Source organism: Bacillus sp. FJAT-44742, from assembly GCF_002797315.1.
Classification (GTDB): Bacteria; Bacillota; Bacilli; order Bacillales; family Marinococcaceae; genus Thalassorhabdus; species Thalassorhabdus alkalitolerans.
The window spans coordinates 605587-623384 of sequence record NZ_KZ454936.1 but is presented as its reverse complement, the minus strand read 5'-3'; the positions used below and the strand labels follow the sequence as shown (position 1 = coordinate 623384).

Genomic DNA, 17798 nt, shown 5'->3' with positions numbered 1-17798 from the left:
AGGTCAAAAAAACACCCTTTCCCGCAGGAAAGAGTGCATATATTTGTTAAATAGCCTTATTTACTCTTCGTCTGATACGCTGCATTGCTGAGCTACGAGCCGGCATCCATTCTTCGACATCGAAATTCATCATTGGCTCCATCATACGCTGCCACATGTTCTTTCTTCTTCGCCCTTTAGTCATGGCGTATGCCGCAGAGGTTACCCCCAAGGCAAGCATTGAAGTCCACATTGTTGTGCGCATGCTGTTTTGCCTCCTTTACCCTTCAGCTTCTATTTTCATCTCTTCTTCTTCAAATAGATCATCCAAAGAACTTAAAGAGCCGTCTTCTTCCACTTGGTATAAAGAGCAAACACCATCAATGACAGTTAATTCAACAAAACAATTCCAGCAATAATATTGATTTGCGCTTAATTTCCCCAGGTCTTTACGCTTACAATTGGGACATTTCATTACAGTCACCTCTACCTAGAGGCTCTCTAGAGCCTCTTTTTGGTAACCATCATGTCCTCTTTGCTGGAATTATATACTTATTTTTACAAATGAATCTCCTGTGCTCCATACTCCAACTGCTGAACTCGGAGTATGTTTAGAATGTGACAATAAGTGATTACTCATGCTGGTGAGTATCTTCCAGCAGGGCTTCCTGGAGTTTTTCCTTCAAACGAGTCAAACGGCTGTCCTTATTATGCTGGCTGATGCCAAATTCCAGTGCCCTGCTTTCCCCGCAAAGGATCAAGTAATCCTTGGCCCTTGTGACTGCTGTATAAATAAGGTTTCTTCTAAGCATTCGACGGTAGGACATCACCATTGGCAAAACAACGATGGGAAACTCACTACCCTGGGCTTTATGAATTGAGGAACAATAAGCAAGTGTAATCTGTTTAAGATCTTGTTTTGTATATGTTACCTCTATGCCATCAAAAGAAATCACGATTTGAATTTGCTTATCGACTGTTTCTTTTGCCGTAAATATCGCTACAATTTCTCCTCGATCCCCATTAAAGACCTGTTCTTCAGGGTTGTTTACAAGCTGAAGAACAACATCACCAGTGCGGTATATCTTTTCACCAAACAGCACTTCGCGCTTCCCTTCTTTTGCCGGGTTAAACAGTTCTTGGAGGCTCTCGTTTAGCATATCCACTCCCGCAGGGCCCCTGTACATGGGAGCAAGCACCTGTATTTCTTTTGGTTTGTAGCCTCGTCGCACTGCCCCCTCACAGACCTGTTCAATCACTTGTGCTACCTGGTGTTTTCCGCAAGGAAAAAATCTCCGGTCACTTTTAGGCTGTTCCAGCTTCTCAGGAAATTCACCATTTTTTATGATATGGGCCAAATCAATAATGGAAGACCCTTCTGCCTGCCGATAAACAACAGACAAGGAGACAACAGGCACGCATTCAGAATGAATTAAATCTCCCAACACCTGTCCAGGACCTACGGAGGGAAGCTGATCCTCATCACCCACTAAGATCACCTGCATGTCATCTGGCACTGCTTTAAATAATTGATTGGCCAGCCACATATCGACCATGGACACTTCATCAATAATAAGAAGTTTTCCTTCTAACTGCTGCTCTTCACTTTTTTCAAAACCTTCCTCTTCCGCTTCTCCTTTATAGCCTAGCAATTTGTGAATAGTGGTGGCAGGCAGTCCTGTCGATTCTTTCATTCGTTTGGCAGCGCGTCCAGTCGGTGCTGCCAAAAGGACCGGAAAGGGTTCATCATTTTTGTAATCGTTTTGTTCTAAAGAGTACCCATGCAGACTAGCAAATATTTCCACAATGGCACGTATAACAGTGGTTTTGCCTGTCCCAGGGCCGCCTGTTAGGACCATAAGGGGGGAATGTATGGCTTTTTGTATAGCCTCACGCTGTTGATTTTCATATTCAATGCTAAACCGTTCCTCTGCTTCACCTAATGCTTTTAAAAATTCCGCTTCAGGGAATGGATCTTCTTCATCCTTTGTTAATAATCTCCGGACATTCGTGACAAAACCCTTTTCAGCAAAATATAAAGAGGTAATATAAGCTCTTTCATCCTCAACAGCAACTTTTCCGTCTTCAGCAAGTTCCAGAAGACCGTTCCACACTTCATCTTTTGATATAGCTTCTGAATCCTCACTAAGAAGTTCAACAGACTTCTCTTCAAGAAGATGCTGTGGCATATACACGTGACCGTCCTGCATAGTATGCTCGTACAGGCCGTACAGCACACCTGCCTTAATCCGTTCAATGTTATTATCCTTAATTCCCATCTTTCGTCCCAGTTTATCTGCTTTATGAAAGCCAATTCCTTCTACATCCCAGACAAGTTGATAAGGGTTACTCTGAACAGTTTCCAAGGTCTGGTCTTTATACGTATTATAAACCTTGACTGCAAGATCAAGGCCAAAGCCATAACGGGTCAACAAGAGCATCGCTCTCTCCATCCCCTGAGTTTCCATCAATTGATCAAATAAGAGGGTACGCTTTTTTTCGTTTAATCCTTGTACTTCCCTTAAAACGTCTGGATTATCAAGGATTTTATTTATGGCATCATTACCCAGGCTTTGTACGATCGACGCAGCTGTTTTCTTCCCGATCCCCGTGAAACGGTCGCTGGCTAAATAAGAGATGACAGCTTCTTCTTCTGTAGGAATATCCTTACGATATGATTCTGCCTGGAGCTGTTTTCCAAACCGTGGATGCTCTTTGAAAGATCCTTCAAATTCATACGTTTCTTCTGGTTCAATGACTGGAAAAAACCCGACCACGGTAACCGTGTCACCTTCCACAGAAGGCTGGGCCTTTTTCACCTTCACTTTTGCTACTGTGTAGCCATTATCGTCGTTTCGAAAAATAACATGAAGGACACTGCCCCGAATATAGGGACGGTCTTCTTCCTCTGTATTCAATTGAGAAGAATGATCCACCATTACTTTTTCCTCCACTTAATTTCCCAGCAGCTCTTCTACTCTTTTTTTCCCATTGGCAGCAAGCATGTGATCTGGCTGGATCTCCAAAGCTTTTTCAAAATGGTTCAGTGCTTCTTTTGCTTTCTCTTGGTAAATCATTGCCACACCAAGGTTAAAGTGGGCATCTGCATGCTCTTCATTTTCATTGATCACTCGCTCAAATTCCAAAATGGATTCTTCTATCTGGTCCGACTGGGCCAGACATAAACCATAGTAAAAGCGCGCTTCTGTATCCTCTTCATTCTGCTCCAGAGCTCTTTTCAGTGAAGCCAGGGCCCTTGGAATCCTTCCAGACTGATAATACACAAGGCCCATCATATAATGTAAATTTGGATCATCCAAACCTGCTTTTAATGCCTGCTGGTACATGGTAAGAGCTTCTGCCATTTTATCTTGATTATATAATACATTGCCTGAGCCGTAATAGGCAGTAGCAGCATTTTCATCCAGCTCTAGTGCTTTTTGATAAAACTGCAGAGCCCTGTCTTCCTCTCCCACGCCGGCTAAGAGGTTGCCAAAATTAATAAAGTTAACCGGATCGTTTGGATCTTCCTCAATAGCTTTATGTAATGCTTTTGCCGCTTCCTCCATATTTCCTTCCTGCAGCGCTTGTCTCGCTTTTTCATTTTCGTGCATGTTGCTTCTCCTTTCTTCATCAAAGAACTTTTCAAAAATTGTCCTTTTGCATCTGTACGATGAAAGAGGAAAAGGGAAAACGCCTAAGAGTGCACGCTTTCCCTTTTTTTAATGGCTCGTTCAATTGTACCTCCGCCCAGGCACACTTCGCCGTCATAAAAAACCACGGCTTGGCCTGGAGTAATCGCACGCTGAGCTTCCTCAAATATCACTTTTATCTCTCCGTTATCCAGTGGATGGACGGTTACTTTTTCATCAGTTTGGCGGTATCTGAATTTAGCTGTACAAGAAAACGGCTCATTGAATTCCTGACCGCTGATCCAATTCAGCTCTGAAGCATATAAACCTTCAGAGTATAACGCTTCGTGGTGATAACCCTGGCCTACCAATAGAATATTATTTTCCAGGTCCTTGTCGAGAACGAACCATGGCTCTCCTGCTCCGCCAATACCAAGCCCTTGCCTTTGTCCAAGGGTATAATACATTAATCCCTCATGAGTTCCTTTTACGTCGCCGTCGAGTGTCTGCATTTCTCCAGGCTGTGCCGGCAGGAAGGATTGTAAAAACTCCTTAAAGTTTCTTTCTCCAATAAAACAGATGCCCGTACTGTCTTTTTTCTTTGCTGTAGCGAGCCCTCGATCTTCTGCTATTTCACGGACTTCCTTTTTGGGCAGGTGACCAAGTGGAAACATCACCTTGCTTAGCTGTTCCTGGTTTAATTGATTTAAGAAATAAGTTTGGTCCTTGTTATCGTCAACCCCGCGGAGCATTTCTACTTTCCCGCTGTTGTTTCTGCGAACTTGAGCATAATGGCCCGTCGCAAGATAATCAGCTCCCAAAGACATCGCATGCTCTAAAAATGCTTTAAACTTAATTTCTTTATTACACATGACGTCAGGGTTAGGTGTCCTTCCGGCTTTGTATTCATCAAGGAAGTATGTGAATACTTTATCCCAATACTGCTTTTCAAAGTTCACAGCATAATAAGGAATGCCTATCTGGTTACACACCTGGATAACATCCTCATAATCTTCTGTAGCCGTACACACACCATTTTCATCGGTGTCATCCCAGTTTTTCATAAAAATACCGATGACTTCATATCCTTGTTCCTTCAAAAGAGTGGCTGCAACAGAAGAATCTACCCCTCCTGACATCCCAACGACCACACGGGTATTTTCCGGTGACTTTTCTTTTGTTGAATTCATGTTCTTTCACCCCGTTTTCATTCAGCCTGAGCGCTCAAACGCTCAGTAATCTTTTTCAACTCCTCAGTAACGTACTCAATTTCTTCCGCGGAATTGCCGTACCCAAGGCTAAACCGAATAGAAGAATAAAGTCTTTCTCCTTCTTTGTACATTGCAGCCAGCACATGAGATGGTTCAATAGATCCTGCCGTACAGGCTGAACCACTAGAAGCAGCAATCCCAGCTAAATCCAGGTTTACAAGCATGGACTCTACATTTATCTTAGGAAAGCTGAGATTTAGAATATGAGGGAGTGACTTATTTCTATTTCCATTAATATATCTTCTTACTTCCTTCTCTTCAAGACGGTCCAGAAAAAGATCAGTTAACTGTCTGTATTTGTTCCATCGCTCTTCTTGTTCCTTAACGGCCAGCTCAGCAGCCTTGGCAAAGCCTACAATCGACGGAACGTTTTCTGTTCCAGCCCTTCGTTTCCGTTCTTGTTCGCCCCCCGTTACAGTCGGGGAGATATTTATCCCGTTACGGACATATAAAAAGCCTGTCCCCTTGGGTCCATTAATTTTGTGCGAGGACACAGACAGCATATCCACAGGCAAAGTCTTCATAGTAAGAGGAAGAAGACCGTATACCTGAACTGCATCAGTATGAAAGGCTACCTCTTTTTCCCTTAATAAGGCCCCTATCTCTTCAATAGGCTGGAGAGTGCCCACTTCGTTATTACCATACATGATCGAAACTAGAATTGTATCCTCCCGGAGAGATGATTCTATTTCCTGTACAGAGACAAGTCCCTCTTCAGAAACAGGGAGATACGTCACATCATATCCCATTTTTTCAAGCCTTTCACAAGTATGAAGGATAGCATGATGCTCAATTTGAGTGGTAATAATATGCTTCCCTTTTCCTTGATTGGCTTCTGCATAACCTATTAAAGCAAGGTTGTCCGCTTCTGTTCCGCCGCTTGTAAAGATGATTTCTTCTGGAGAGGATTCAATAGATTGTGCAATCGTCCTTCTTGATTCATCTAATGCTTGACGAGATCGCCTTCCAAATTGATGAATGCTGGATGGGTTTCCAAAGTGCTCTTTCATGAAGGGCAGCATTGCGTCAATTACCTCTTCCCGGACCGGGCTGGTGGCAGCATGATCCATATATATCGGCTTCATTATTTACATACCCTCCTTCATTCACCATGAACGGCCTGTTTCTTGCAAGTATTGACTAAAGACTGTTCATGTAATGAAGTCTATTTCATTTTTCTATTATTATCTAAATATAAAACATAAAGTATTCCTGATCACCTTTATCTTCATATGTTGCTAAATCATGAAGCGTGGTATTATCAAGGACCTCTTTCACTGCATCTCGAATTTGAATCCAGAGATTTCGTTTCGCTGGCTCTTCATTTTCCATAACTTCCACAGGACTAATGGGGCCTTCAAGCACCCTAATAATATCACCTGCTGTAATTTCCTCTGCGCTTTTTGCAAGCATATAGCCACCATAAGCGCCTCTAACGCTTTTTACAAGCATAGCATTGCGAAGAGGAGCAATAAGCTGCTCAAGGTAATGCTCTGATAAATTATGCTCTTTTGCAATAGACTTTAAAGAAACAGGCCCTTCACCGTACTTCTTTGCCAGCGCCATCATAATGGTCAGCCCGTATCGTCCCTTTGTTGAAATTTTCATCCATACCACCTCTTTTAATCAATCGATCAACAAATTGCTGGCATTGTGGCAGTGTAATACCCACTACTGCTCCAATTCCAAAACAAAATAATATTGTCCCCAGAAAAACTGGTCCTCCCAGGAGCCAGCCGACTGTTAAAACAACGATTTCCATAATGCCCCGAACTCGTGATACCTTCCAGCCTGTCTTTTGAGTCAGGGCAAGCATCAGACTATCCCTCGGACCAGCTCCGCAATTTGGAGCAATATACAAACCTATTCCATAAGCAATGACAATGATCCCGCCAAGCAGCATTAGAAGCTGCCATAAAAAAGTTCCTCCTGCCGGGAGTACAAAGAGAAAGACATCTATAAAAACCCCGACAAGCACCATGTTAACGATTCCGCCAAGCTGGGGACGTTCTTTTGTAAGCAGAGACGTGAATCCAATGATAAATATCCCTATAATGATGCTCCATGTTCCCACTGTTAATCCTAATTGAAGAGTAAGTCCTATATGGAGGACATCCCACGGGGCGCTTCCTAATTCGGCCCGAATCATCAAGGCAATACCAAAAGACATAATAATTAAGCCAATCATAAAGATCAGCCACCTTAAAGTTAAAAGCTGGGCTTTCCCCATTATCCCTTCCATGGTAAACCTTCTCTCTATTGTCTCAAATTGCACATAACGCTTTTCGTCCCTATGAATTCCCTGCTATTATAGCATGGATAAATACCAAATTGCATGATTCTGTTCCCGATATTCTTTATATGTTTACAAAGATATTAAAAGGAATTAGAATAGAACTAATGTTCGATGTACAGAACGGAGGCACGAAGATGAGGAAAAACCAGCCCCTCGCTTACCGTATGCGCCCTCAAAGCATTGAGGAGATTCTAGGGCAGGAACACATTACAGGAAAAGGCAGGCTATTGCGGAGAATGGTTGACGCTCGCAAGCTCTCATCCATGATTTTGTATGGTCCTCCCGGCACAGGGAAAACATCTATTGCACGGGCAATTGCTGGAAGTACGGACACTTCTTTTAAAATGCTGAACGCTGTGGTCAATAACAAAAAAGATATGGAGATTGCAGTAGAAGAAGCAAAGATAAGCGGCCAATTGATCGTTATCATGGATGAAGTCCATCGGTTAGACAAAACCAAACAAGATTTTCTTCTTCCTCATTTGGAAAAAGGCTTGATTATTTTAATAGGAGCCACTACAGCTAATCCTTATCATGCAATAAATCCAGCTATTCGAAGCAGATCTCAGATCTTTGAGCTCCGGCCTTTATCCGAAGATAACGTTAAAACAGCATTAAAAAGAGCCGTCGAAAATAAAGAAAACGGGTTAGGAAATATGCCGGTAGCCGTCGATGAGGAAGCTCTGAACCACCTTGCCACAGCCAGCGGCGGTGATTTGAGGTCTGCATTGAACGCCCTGGAACTTGCTTCTCTTTCCACCCCTCAAAATGAAAATGGGGAAATCCCCATTACATTAGAAACCGCTGAGGAATGTATACAAAAAAAGAGCTTCACTCATGACAAAGATGGAGACGGTCATTATGATGTTTTATCGGCCTTCCAGAAATCAATTCGTGGAAGCGATGTCGATGCAGCTCTACATTATCTTGCCCGTCTTGTTGAAGCAGGTGATCTTGTGAGCATCGGGAGAAGACTAATTGTAACAGCTTATGAAGATATTGGGCTGGCTAATCCTCAGGCAGGCCCCAGAGCCCTTGCTGCAGTCGAGGCAGCTGAACGTTTAGGTTTCCCGGAAGCACGTATTCCTCTTTCCAATGTTATTATTGAACTCTGTCTATCACCGAAATCTAATTCAGCCTATAAAGCTCTGGATGCGGCAAGGCAAGATCTCCTTGACTCAGCCACTCCTGAGATCCCACTTCATTTGAAAGATGCACACTATAAGGGAGCGAGCAAGCTTGGAAGAGGGGTCACCTATAAATACCCCCATGATTATACAAATGGTTGGGTTGCTCAGCAGTACCTTCCAGATAAGTTAAAATATAAACAATACTATCATCCTAAAGACAATAGTAAATTCGAACAGACATTACAAGAGATCTATGTAAAGCTCAAGCCTAAACATAAATAAAAAAGACGTGCTCTGGCAATCTGCCAGGTCACGTCTTTTTTATGAGAAACATCATACTAGAAGCTAAAATACTCGAGCATACCCAGTCTTCCTCTTCAAGTTTTCCTTATACAAGGGGAATACCTGTCTAAAAAGGTATAAAAAAAGAAATGTTTGTCTACATTAAGAGACTAATAAGGTGTTTCCTGATTGCTATATTCATTTTTTGTATTCTCTTATTTTTCATCAAATTTATATATTAAATCCTGAAAGCATATAAGGAGTGATGATTGTGAAAATCAGGCAAGATGCATGGTCCCATGAAGACGATCTATTATTAGCTGAAACAGTTCTCAAGCATATTAAAAACGGAAGTACTCAGCTCCGTGCGTTTGATGAAGTCGGAGACGAACTAAACAGAACTTCTGCTGCATGTGGTTTCCGATGGAATGCAGTGGTAAGAAACCAATACGATAATGCGATCCAACAGGCTAAACGGGAAAGAAAGCAGAGACAGCGTCAGGTTGCTATTCAAGCAGTCGCCCCTCAGAGCTTCTCTTCTCCCCAGACCAGTTTTTCTCCTCCAATGGAAGAAGAGATGAGTTTGCACAAGGTTATTACCTATTTATCTTCTCTTTCCTCCCAGTCAAATGATAGATACGCTGTTAACCAGGAAAACAGTCAATTAAAAGAGGAGATTACTGCCTTAAAAAAACAAATTACTTCCTATCAAAATGAACTAAAGCAACTAAAAGAAAAATATACTTCTGTAGAAGAAGATTATAAATCACTTATTGAAATTATGAACCGCGCTCGCCGGATGGCTTTTTTAGGTGACGAAGACAGAAACATGACCTCCAGTTTCCGGATGGATAAAAACGGTAACCTTGAAAAAATCGCCAAAGCGGAATAGGCAGGGAAACTATAGTGAAAAGGGTAACCCGTTTGTCCGGGTTACCCTTTTTCCTTATCATATCTCTGAATTTCAATGGGCTCCAAAAGACGGCTCATGACATGGCCCGTAGCAATTAATCCAGCTACCGAAGGAACAAAAGCATTGGAAGAAGGAGGGATCTTTGCTTTTCGTATTTCTGCCTTTTCAGGAGCAATTTCTTTTCTTACTTCCTCTCTGATCTGAATAGGAGACTCTTCTGAAAAGACTACATCTATTCCCCCGTAAATTCCCTCTTTTCTAAGCTTTCTTCTTATCACTCGTGCCATCGGATCATAAGATGTTTCGGAAATATCTACAACTTTCAGCTGCGTCGGATCCATTTTGTTTGCAGCACCCATGCTTGAAATAATAGGAATATCCCTTGTTAAGCACTCTTTCATTAAATGGACCTTATAGGAAATGGTATCAGAAGCATCAATAACGAAATCGAGCCCATGTTCAAAAAAAGCTTCATAGGTCTCTTCTGTGTAAAACATTTTTAAGGCAACAATGTCACACTCAGGATTAATATCTAAGAGTCGTTCCTTCATCACATCTACTTTCGGTTGTCCGACAGTGGAAAGTAAAGCGTGTAGCTGGCGGTTTACATTTGTTATATCTATATTATCCTTGTCTACCAACACTACTCGTCCTACGCCTGAGCGAACCAGTGCTTCAGCTGCAAAAGAACCTACTCCCCCGATTCCAAGCACAGCTACAGTTTTATTTTTTAATAGCTCCAGCCCTTCTTGTCCGATAGCTAATTCATTTCGCGAAAATTGGTGTAACATGCTTTTCTCCTCTCCCTTTATCTTCATACGGTGACAAAATAAAAAACCCGGGGATTCCCCCTCGGGTTTGTTCGTTATGTAGGTCAAAAAGTCCCGCGGTGCCGTAAAATTGACCTTGTTTTGAAGCCTGCTCCTGGCAGGTGGGTGCCTTGTTCAGATCTTCATACTTCCACAAAAAGAGGCGTGTACTCCGAAAAGAAACGACAGGCTCCCGATGTTGAAGTGTTGGCTCAAAACGTATAGTACCCTACGTACACCTCAGGACTCTCTTATTGCTTAAATATATGATAGCATGAGAACCATAGGCGGTCAATATAATTTGCTCTTTTACGAAGAACACTAAATAGGTCCTAATTTCTCAAAAAAGGAGGAATTTTGGTTTATTTTTTTCAACCTTTGGGTATAAATGTCACTTGCTGATTGAAAGGGAGGTGAATGAAAAAAGAGTTCTTCTCTTTTCAGAACCTATGACCATGGAACCGTTAGCTATCCAAGAAGTGCTGTATATTGAACAAAAAATTGAATGGACTGAAAAATTTACCGTAGAACACATTGAATCAATGAAGCTTTTTGATGACAGGATATTAGTATTTGACCAGGAATATTATCTCAACCATATATTTGATATTTCTTATCGTCAGGAAAGCTGTAAGATGGGGTTTTTATACCTTCATACGAGCAAGGGCGTACGAACCTATTATATTCGAAAGGATCCTTCCTCTTTTATTCAGGCATTTAAACAGCAGCAATCTTAAAAAAGAAGATTGAGCAAAACAGTCTCGTTAAGGATAAAAATGTTTCGATCCTCTTAATCCGAAGAAGAAAATAAAGCCTTTTCCTTGATTCGCCTTTGTGGAAAGCGGCACTAGCAGCCGTTGTCAATCATTTCCTGAAACGAAACAAGTGACCCGCCTGTTTCAGGAAACAAAGCAGACTGCATAAAAAAATCCAGGATAATCCATATCCTGGATTTTTCTCTATCTTCATGTGATTTTAAGACAGCCTCATTCTTTTTCTCGGTTGTCTTCCTTCTCTTTCTTTATTCTTTCTTTCCTTTGGATACTATTTTTAAGTTAAGCTCCTTTAACTGCTTCTCGCTTACGTCTGATGGAGCTTTTGTCAAGAGGTCGCTGGCACTTGCCGTTTTAGGAAAAGCAATAGTATCCCGAAGGTTGGTGCGGCCTGCTAAAATCATAACCAGTCTGTCGAGGCCAAGGGCAATCCCGCCATGTGGCGGAGTACCATACTCAAAAGCTTCTAACAAAAAGCCAAATTGGTCTCTCGCTTCTTCTTGAGAAAAGCCAAGAGCTGTAAACATTTTTTCCTGGAGTTCCCGTTCATAAATACGCTGAGAACCTCCTCCAAGTTCGTAGCCGTTAAGGACAAGATCATATGCTTCTGCTCTCACCTGAGCCGGATCCTCATCCAGTACATTAATGTCTTCTTTTACCGGACGTGTAAACGGGTGGTGCATAGCAACATGGCGGTTTTCATCCTCATCGTATTCCATAAGAGGAAATTCAGTAACCCATAGGAAATTAAATACAGACTTATCAATTAAGTTAAGTTCTTTTCCAAATTTCAAGCGCAAAGCACCCATAGCATCGAATACTACTTGCGGCTTATCTGCTCCAAAGAAGAGAAGGTCCCCCGGCTCCGCATCTAAAGCCTCGCGGATCGCTGCTGTTTCATCCTCACTGAAGAACTTCGCTATTGGTCCTTTTAATGCGTTCTCCTCAACCTTCAGCCAAGCTAGACCTTTCGCTCCATAAATGGCTACAAAGTCGGCAAGATCGTCTATTTCCTTACGAGACATATTATCAGCCACACCTTTTACATTCAGGCCTTTTACGATGCCACCATTTTTTACTGCCTGGGCAAATACTTTAAAATCACTGTCTTTGACGATCTCTGAAAGCTCTACAAGTTCCATGCCAAAACGTGTATCCGGCTTGTCCGATCCATAACGATGCATTGCTTCTTCATATGTCAGACGAGGGAAAGGCGTTTCAATTTCTACACCATGTATGTCCTTAAGCAAGGTAGCCATTAACTCTTCCATCATGGCAAGAAGATCTTCTTTATCCATGAAGGAGGTTTCAATATCGACTTGCGTAAATTCAGGTTGGCGATCGGCCCGTAAATCTTCATCTCTGAAGCAGCGAACAATTTGGTAGTATCGCTCAAGTCCAGATACCATTAACAACTGCTTGAATAGCTGCGGTGATTGAGGAAGAGCATAAAACTCACCATGATGCACCCGGCTTGGCACTAAATAATCTCTCGCTCCTTCAGGAGTGCTTTTTGTAAGCATTGGTGTTTCCACATCAAGAAATTCATGGTTGTCGAGGAAGTCACGAATGATCTTGGTAGTTTTATGACGAAGCTTGATTGTCTCTGTCATTTCTGGCCTTCTTAAATCTAGATAGCGGTATTTCAGGCGAACATCCTCCGTAATCTCCCCGTCGCTGTCGACAGCAAAGGGCAGAGCTTTTGAAGGGTTAAGAATTTCAATTTCATTTACCTGGACTTCCACCGTACCGGTCGGAATTTTGTCATTATAGGTTTCTTCTTCTCTTTTAATTACTGTCCCTTTTATATCTAACACATATTCACTTCTCACCCTGTCTGCTGTCTGAAGAGCCTCCTCAGAAATCTCCGGATTGAAAACAATTTGAACAATACCGGATCGGTCACGTAAATCAATAAAAATAACCTGTCCTAAGTCCCGTCTTGTTTGAGCCCAGCCTTTCAACTGCACTTTTTCTCCAATTAATGCTTCTGATATTTCCCCGCACTGATGTGTTCTTCCAATCATATTGATTCCTCCATATTCTCTTTCATGTAAGTAATAAAATCACTAAGTGCTATTTCTTTTTGTTCACCTGTTTCCATATGCTTTACATTGATCTTTTCCGCTTCCAATTCATTTTCACCGAGAATGGCAGTGTATCTGGCCTTTAAACGATCTGCTGATTTAAACTGACCCTTAGGTTTTCGGTCAATGTAATCCTTATCAGCCGTCAGGCCCTCTTTTCTTAATTCGTATAAAAGAACTGCTGCTTTATCTTTAGCTTTTTCTCCCATAGCAACTAAATAACAATCTATGGATTCTTTTATTTCAAGATTAATTTCCTGAGCTTCAAGAGCCATAAGGAGTCTCTCTAAGCTTAACGCGAACCCTATACCAGGTGACTCGGGTCCCCCAAGCTCTTCCACAAGGCCGTTGTAGCGGCCTCCGCCGCTTAACGTCGTGATTGCCCCAAACCCTTTTCCTTCAATCATAATCTCAAAGGCTGTATTATTGTAATAATCTAATCCCCGCACCAACGCAGGATCAACCTCATAAGAGACTCCCATCTGGTCAAGGAGGAATTTAACCTTTTCGAAATAAGCCGATGATTCTTCATTTAAATAATCCAAAATAGAAGGAGCTGTTTTCATTAGCTCATGGTCCGCATCCTTCTTACAATCCAAAATGCGCAAAGGATTTTTTTCTAATCGCTCTTGGCAGTCACTGCAAAATTCATTGATTCTTGGTTGAAAATGATCAATTAGTGCCTGGCGGTGAGCGTCCCGGCTCTCTTTATCTCCTAAGCTGTTAATCACCAATTTTAATCCTTTTAAACCAAGTTCGCTATAATAATCCATAGCAAGTGCAATTACTTCAGCATCTACAGCAGGATCGGCACTTCCAATTGCTTCAACACCAAACTGTACAAACTGTCTCATCCTTCCGGACTGAGGTCTTTCGTAACGAAACATTGGCCCGATGTAAAAGAGCTTTGTCGGCTGCTGTGCTTCCCCGTGCATTTTATTTTCCACATAGGACCGTGCAACAGACGCGGTGCCTTCAGGGCGAAGTGTCAGGCTTCTCCCGCCTCTGTCTTCAAAGGTGTACATTTCTTTTTGTACAATATCAGTTGTGTCGCCAACACCTCTTTGAAAAAGCTCAGTTTGCTCAAAAACAGGAGTTCGTATTTCTTTGTAATTATACCTTCTGCAAAGGTCGCGGGCTTTTTCTTCAATATATTGCCACTGTTCGACTTTTCCAGGAAGAATATCTTGTGTTCCTCTAGGGATGCGTATATTCATGGTCAGTTCTCCTCTCTAATTTATACTTTCTTGATATCATTTCTTCCTTTCCAACGGAATACACCTTAATTTTCCTATGTAAATAAACAAAAAAGTCCCGTCCCCTCGCAAAAACGAGGGACGAGACTTACCCGTGGTGCCACCCTTTTTGAAACATATAGTTTCCACTTTTACAGTTAACGCCTGCTTACGGTGCTTTTTACTAAGATATCTTTTCAAAAGCACACCTAAGGAGTGTTCTTTCATCAAGTTATTCGCAGAAGGGCTTTCAGCCTCGGGCACCTTCCTCTCTGACCGACTTGTACTTGACTACTTTTCTCCCTCATTGGTTCATTTCGTCTAAACTATTTGCTGTTTTCTATCATACGAATGAAGAGAAAACTTGTCAACAACTTCTCTTTTGCAGAGCTACCGAAGCCTAGACTTCTTCTTGCAAGCTGTCCTCTCTATAGGAGCAGTAACTCCCCAAGGGGAAAGACCACTTTCTTCTAATTCCATCTTTTCATATGGAAAAGGGTCAGCTTTTATGCTCCCTTGATACGATTCATTAGAGACAGCTGTAGACATTGGAACCTTCACTACTCTCACCCTTTTAAAGTATTTAAAAAGTAGTATAGCCCCTTTGTTTTTTTTTAATCAAGGATTTTCAACAATCAATGTTACTGGGCCATCATTGTTTAATTCAACATCCATCATTGCTCCAAATTCCCCAGTTTCAACCTTGATGCCTTTTTCTCTTAATGATTCATTGAAATGTTCGTAAATATTAACAGCATGATCTGGTTTGGCTGCACTCATAAAATTAGGACGCCGGCCTTTTTTGCAGTCGCCATAAAGAGTAAATTGAGAAACCGATAAAACCTCTCCATTCTGATCTAAGAGAGAACGATTCATTTTCCCCCCTTCATCTTCAAAAATGCGAAGGTTGGCTATTTTTTCTGCTGCCCAATCTGCATCCTGTTCCGTATCCTCATGAGTAATACCCACCAAAGCAACGATCCCTTTCCCTATCGAACCGATCACCTCGTTCTCAACTGTTACTTTTCCGTAACTCACACGCTGAATAACTACTCTCATGTTATTTAAACCCCTGTCCTGCTATTCAATAAATTTAATTCATTACACGGCGAACAGAATATATATCTGACAGCCTCTTAATTCTTTCCACCACTTGATGAAGGTGATCTACGTTGTGAATGGCAATACTCATATCAATCACTGCAAGTTTGTTTTTGTCAGAGCGGCCAGATACAGCATTAATATTCGTTCTTGTTTCGGTGACAGACTGTAGAACTTCATTTAGAAGACCCCGGCGGTCATACCCTGTTATTTCTATATCAACATTGTAATTTTTCCGCTTTTCATCTGCTTCCCACTCTACAGGAAGAAGCCTTGTTTTTGCTTCTTCGGTATTTACGTTAGGACAGTCCTCACGGTGTATGGTGACCCCTCTCCCCTTTGTGATAAAGCCTACTATATCATCTCCCGGGACGGGATTACAGCATTTAGAAAGACGGATTAACAGGTTGTCTACCCCTTTAACTCTCACACCAATACTTGTTTTTCTTCCAGAAGATTGAGGAGTCAGCTCTTTTACTGCCTCTGCTAGTGATTTCTCTTCCTGCTCTTCCTCTTTCCTTTGGCGGTATTTTTCAGTTAAGCGAGTTACCAGCTGTTTAGGACTGATTCCATTATAGCCAACTGCCGCAAACATGTCCTCTTCACCTGTAAAGCTGAACTTATTGGCAACTTCAGCAAGATTTTGTTCCGTCATAATTTCCTTCGGGTCAAAATCCTGTGTCTTAAGTTCCTTTTCAACCATTTCTCTTCCTTTATTGATGTTCTCCTCACGACGTTCTTTTTTGAAAAATTGCTTGATTTTGTTCTTGGCATGAGAACTCTGTGTCAGCTTCAGCCAATCCTGGCTCGGGCCGTATGAATGCTTAGACGTGAGCATTTCCACAATATCCCCGGTTTTGAGTTCATGGTCCAGGGGCACCATTTTGCCATTTACTTTAGCGCCGATCGTCCTGTTCCCAATTTCGGTGTGAATCCGGTAGGCAAAGTCAATAGGAACGGACCCCCGTGGGAGCTCGATAACGTCCCCTTTTGGCGTGAAGACAAACACCATATCAGAAAACAAGTCGATTTTTAACGACTCCATAAATTCCTGGGCATCAGAAGCTTCGTTTTGCCACTCTATTATTTCCCTGAACCATGTCAGCTGGTCGCCTAAGGATTTTGATTCAGTTCCCCCTTCTTTATAAGCCCAGTGAGCAGCAACCCCGTACTCTGCCACTCTGTGCATATCTTCGGAGCGAATTTGAACTTCCAATGGTTCTCCTTTAGGTCCCAGTACAGTAGTGTGAAGGGATTGATACATGTTTGCTTTTGGCATGGCAATGTAATCTTTGAAGCGTCCTGGCATCGGCTTCCAACAGGTATGAATGATGCCCAGAACCGCATAGCAGTCTTTAATGCTTTTTACAATAATTCTCACTGCAAGTAAATCGTAAATTTCATTAAACTGTTTCTTTTGCTTGACCATCTTATGGTAAATACTGTATATATGTTTTGGGCGTCCTTGTATATCTGCTGAGATATGAATGTCCTGCAGACTATTATTAATATTATCTATAACTTCCTCGATATATTGCTCTCGCTCTGCTCTCTTTTGCTTCATCAGGTTTACAATCCGATAATACTGTTGAGGGTCAAGATAACGAAGGGCAGTATCTTCAAGCTCCCATTTTATAGTTGATATCCCTAAACGATGAGCTAACGGAGCAAAAATTTCTAACGTTTCATTAGAAATGCGACGTTGTTTTTCCGGAGGAAGATGCTTTAACGTTCTCATGTTGTGAAGCCTGTCTGCCAGCTTGATTAAAATCACTCTTATATCTTTGGCCATCGCAACTACCATTTTGCGATGGTTTTCTGCCTGTTGCTCTTCTTTTGATTTATATTTGATCTTTTTCAGTTTGGTGACTCCATCAACCAGCATGGCCACTTCACTGTTAAATGCTTCTTTCAACTGTTCAACCGTTACATCAGTGTCCTCAACAACGTCATGCAAAAAAGCACCAGCAATTGTGTCCGGGTCCATCTCTAGATCAACCAATATCCCTGCCACCTGGATAGGGTGGAGGATATAGGGCTCCCCGGACTTGCGATATTGATCCTTATGGGCTTCTTCTGCATACTTATAGGCTCTGTCTAAAAAAGAAACATCCTCTGCCGATAGGTACACTTTTGCCTTTTCCAACACTTCATCGATGGTCATGGAATCACCCTGCAAGCCTTTCATATTTCTTTATATTATCTTTAAGTTTATCATTCCTGTAAAGTACCATGCTTCTTAATATAAAACAAAGAGCGCTCCTAAGAGAGCACCCTCTGACGGCAGTCT

At 41.9% G+C, this 17798-nt stretch carries 17 protein-coding genes, 1 other RNA gene and 1 other annotated feature; of the genes, 3 read left to right on the top strand and 15 right to left on the bottom strand.

Annotated elements, in window-relative coordinates; translation table 11 throughout:
- Positions 1-46: 46 nt before the first annotated feature.
- The 8 genes from CEF17_RS03155 to CEF17_RS03120 all read right to left on the bottom strand — a co-directional run bounded on the left by CEF17_RS03155 (position 47) and on the right by CEF17_RS03120 (position 7124).
- Positions 47-244, bottom strand: a complete 198-nt coding sequence (locus tag CEF17_RS03155; protein ID WP_054635533.1) for a hypothetical protein — start codon at positions 242-244, stop codon at positions 47-49.
- Between the two features lie 15 nt (positions 245-259).
- Complete coding sequence (locus CEF17_RS03150) at positions 260-454, bottom strand: hypothetical protein (RefSeq protein WP_054635534.1); 195 nt, start codon at positions 452-454, stop codon at positions 260-262.
- A gap of 157 nt (positions 455-611) precedes the next feature.
- Entirely contained in the window at positions 612-2933 is a 2322-nt protein-coding gene (recD2, locus tag CEF17_RS03145; protein ID WP_232725401.1) for an SF1B family DNA helicase RecD2, read from the bottom strand.
- Complete coding sequence (locus CEF17_RS03140; RefSeq protein ID WP_100398249.1) at positions 2934-3593, bottom strand: tetratricopeptide repeat protein; 660 nt, start codon at positions 3591-3593, stop codon at positions 2934-2936.
- 83 nt (positions 3594-3676) lie between these two features.
- Positions 3677-4801 carry a tRNA 2-thiouridine(34) synthase MnmA gene (mnmA, locus tag CEF17_RS03135; protein ID WP_100398248.1) on the bottom strand — a complete coding sequence of 375 codons (1125 nt, stop codon included), beginning with the start codon at positions 4799-4801 and terminating at the stop codon, positions 3677-3679.
- 17 nt (positions 4802-4818) lie between these two features.
- The gene (locus CEF17_RS03130) at positions 4819-5967 is read right to left on the bottom strand and encodes a cysteine desulfurase family protein (RefSeq protein ID WP_100398247.1); all 1149 of its coding nucleotides are present in this window, start codon (positions 5965-5967) and stop codon (positions 4819-4821) included.
- 103 nt (positions 5968-6070) lie between these two features.
- Positions 6071-6490 (bottom strand): cysteine metabolism transcriptional regulator CymR, encoded by a 420-nt coding sequence (cymR, locus tag CEF17_RS03125; RefSeq protein WP_054635536.1) that lies wholly within the window; start codon positions 6488-6490, stop codon positions 6071-6073.
- Entirely contained in the window at positions 6423-7124 is a 702-nt protein-coding gene (locus tag CEF17_RS03120) for a YczE/YyaS/YitT family protein (RefSeq protein ID WP_100398246.1), read from the bottom strand. Before CEF17_RS03120 ends, cymR begins: the two co-directional genes overlap by 68 nt.
- Positions 7125-7312: 188 nt before the next feature.
- On the opposite strand from CEF17_RS03120, the gene CEF17_RS03115 reads away from it, so the two are divergent.
- On the top strand, positions 7313-8590 hold the full coding sequence (locus tag CEF17_RS03115; RefSeq protein ID WP_100398245.1) for a replication-associated recombination protein A: 1278 nt from the start codon (positions 7313-7315) through the stop codon (positions 8588-8590).
- A gap of 271 nt (positions 8591-8861) precedes the next feature.
- Complete coding sequence (locus CEF17_RS03110; protein ID WP_100398244.1) at positions 8862-9482, top strand: RsfA family transcriptional regulator; 621 nt, start codon at positions 8862-8864, stop codon at positions 9480-9482.
- Positions 9483-9523: 41 nt separating this feature from the next.
- On the opposite strand, the gene CEF17_RS03105 is transcribed toward CEF17_RS03110, so the two are convergent.
- Complete coding sequence (locus CEF17_RS03105; RefSeq protein ID WP_100400772.1) at positions 9524-10294, bottom strand: tRNA threonylcarbamoyladenosine dehydratase; 771 nt, start codon at positions 10292-10294, stop codon at positions 9524-9526.
- 86 nt (positions 10295-10380) lie between these two features.
- Positions 10381-10562: non-coding RNA, 6S RNA (ssrS, locus tag CEF17_RS03100), on the bottom strand.
- A 205-nt stretch (positions 10563-10767) separates the two neighbouring features.
- Between ssrS and CEF17_RS03095 the strand changes: the two genes are divergently transcribed.
- Positions 10768-11049: a hypothetical protein gene (locus CEF17_RS03095; protein WP_100400771.1), complete on the top strand. Its 282-nt coding sequence runs from the start codon at positions 10768-10770 to the stop codon at positions 11047-11049.
- Between the two features lie 284 nt (positions 11050-11333).
- Here the strand turns inward: CEF17_RS03095 and aspS are convergent, their stop codons facing one another.
- The 5 genes from aspS to CEF17_RS03070 form a co-directional block, all read right to left on the bottom strand.
- The gene (gene aspS, locus CEF17_RS03090; RefSeq protein ID WP_100398243.1) at positions 11334-13112 is read right to left on the bottom strand and encodes an aspartate--tRNA ligase; all 1779 of its coding nucleotides are present in this window, start codon (positions 13110-13112) and stop codon (positions 11334-11336) included.
- Positions 13109-14389: a histidine--tRNA ligase gene (hisS, locus tag CEF17_RS03085; RefSeq protein ID WP_100398242.1), complete on the bottom strand. Its 1281-nt coding sequence runs from the start codon at positions 14387-14389 to the stop codon at positions 13109-13111. Before hisS ends, aspS begins: the two co-directional genes overlap by 4 nt.
- A gap of 113 nt (positions 14390-14502) precedes the next feature.
- Positions 14503-14724: a binding site (T-box leader), on the bottom strand.
- A 73-nt stretch (positions 14725-14797) separates the two neighbouring features.
- Positions 14798-14977 (bottom strand): hypothetical protein, encoded by a 180-nt coding sequence (locus CEF17_RS19815; protein ID WP_232725400.1) that lies wholly within the window; start codon positions 14975-14977, stop codon positions 14798-14800.
- 48 nt (positions 14978-15025) lie between these two features.
- The gene (dtd, locus tag CEF17_RS03075; RefSeq protein WP_100398240.1) at positions 15026-15466 is read right to left on the bottom strand and encodes a D-aminoacyl-tRNA deacylase; all 441 of its coding nucleotides are present in this window, start codon (positions 15464-15466) and stop codon (positions 15026-15028) included.
- Positions 15467-15500: 34 nt separating this feature from the next.
- Complete coding sequence (locus tag CEF17_RS03070; RefSeq protein ID WP_100398239.1) at positions 15501-17672, bottom strand: RelA/SpoT family protein; 2172 nt, start codon at positions 17670-17672, stop codon at positions 15501-15503.
- Positions 17673-17798 lie beyond the last annotated feature (126 nt).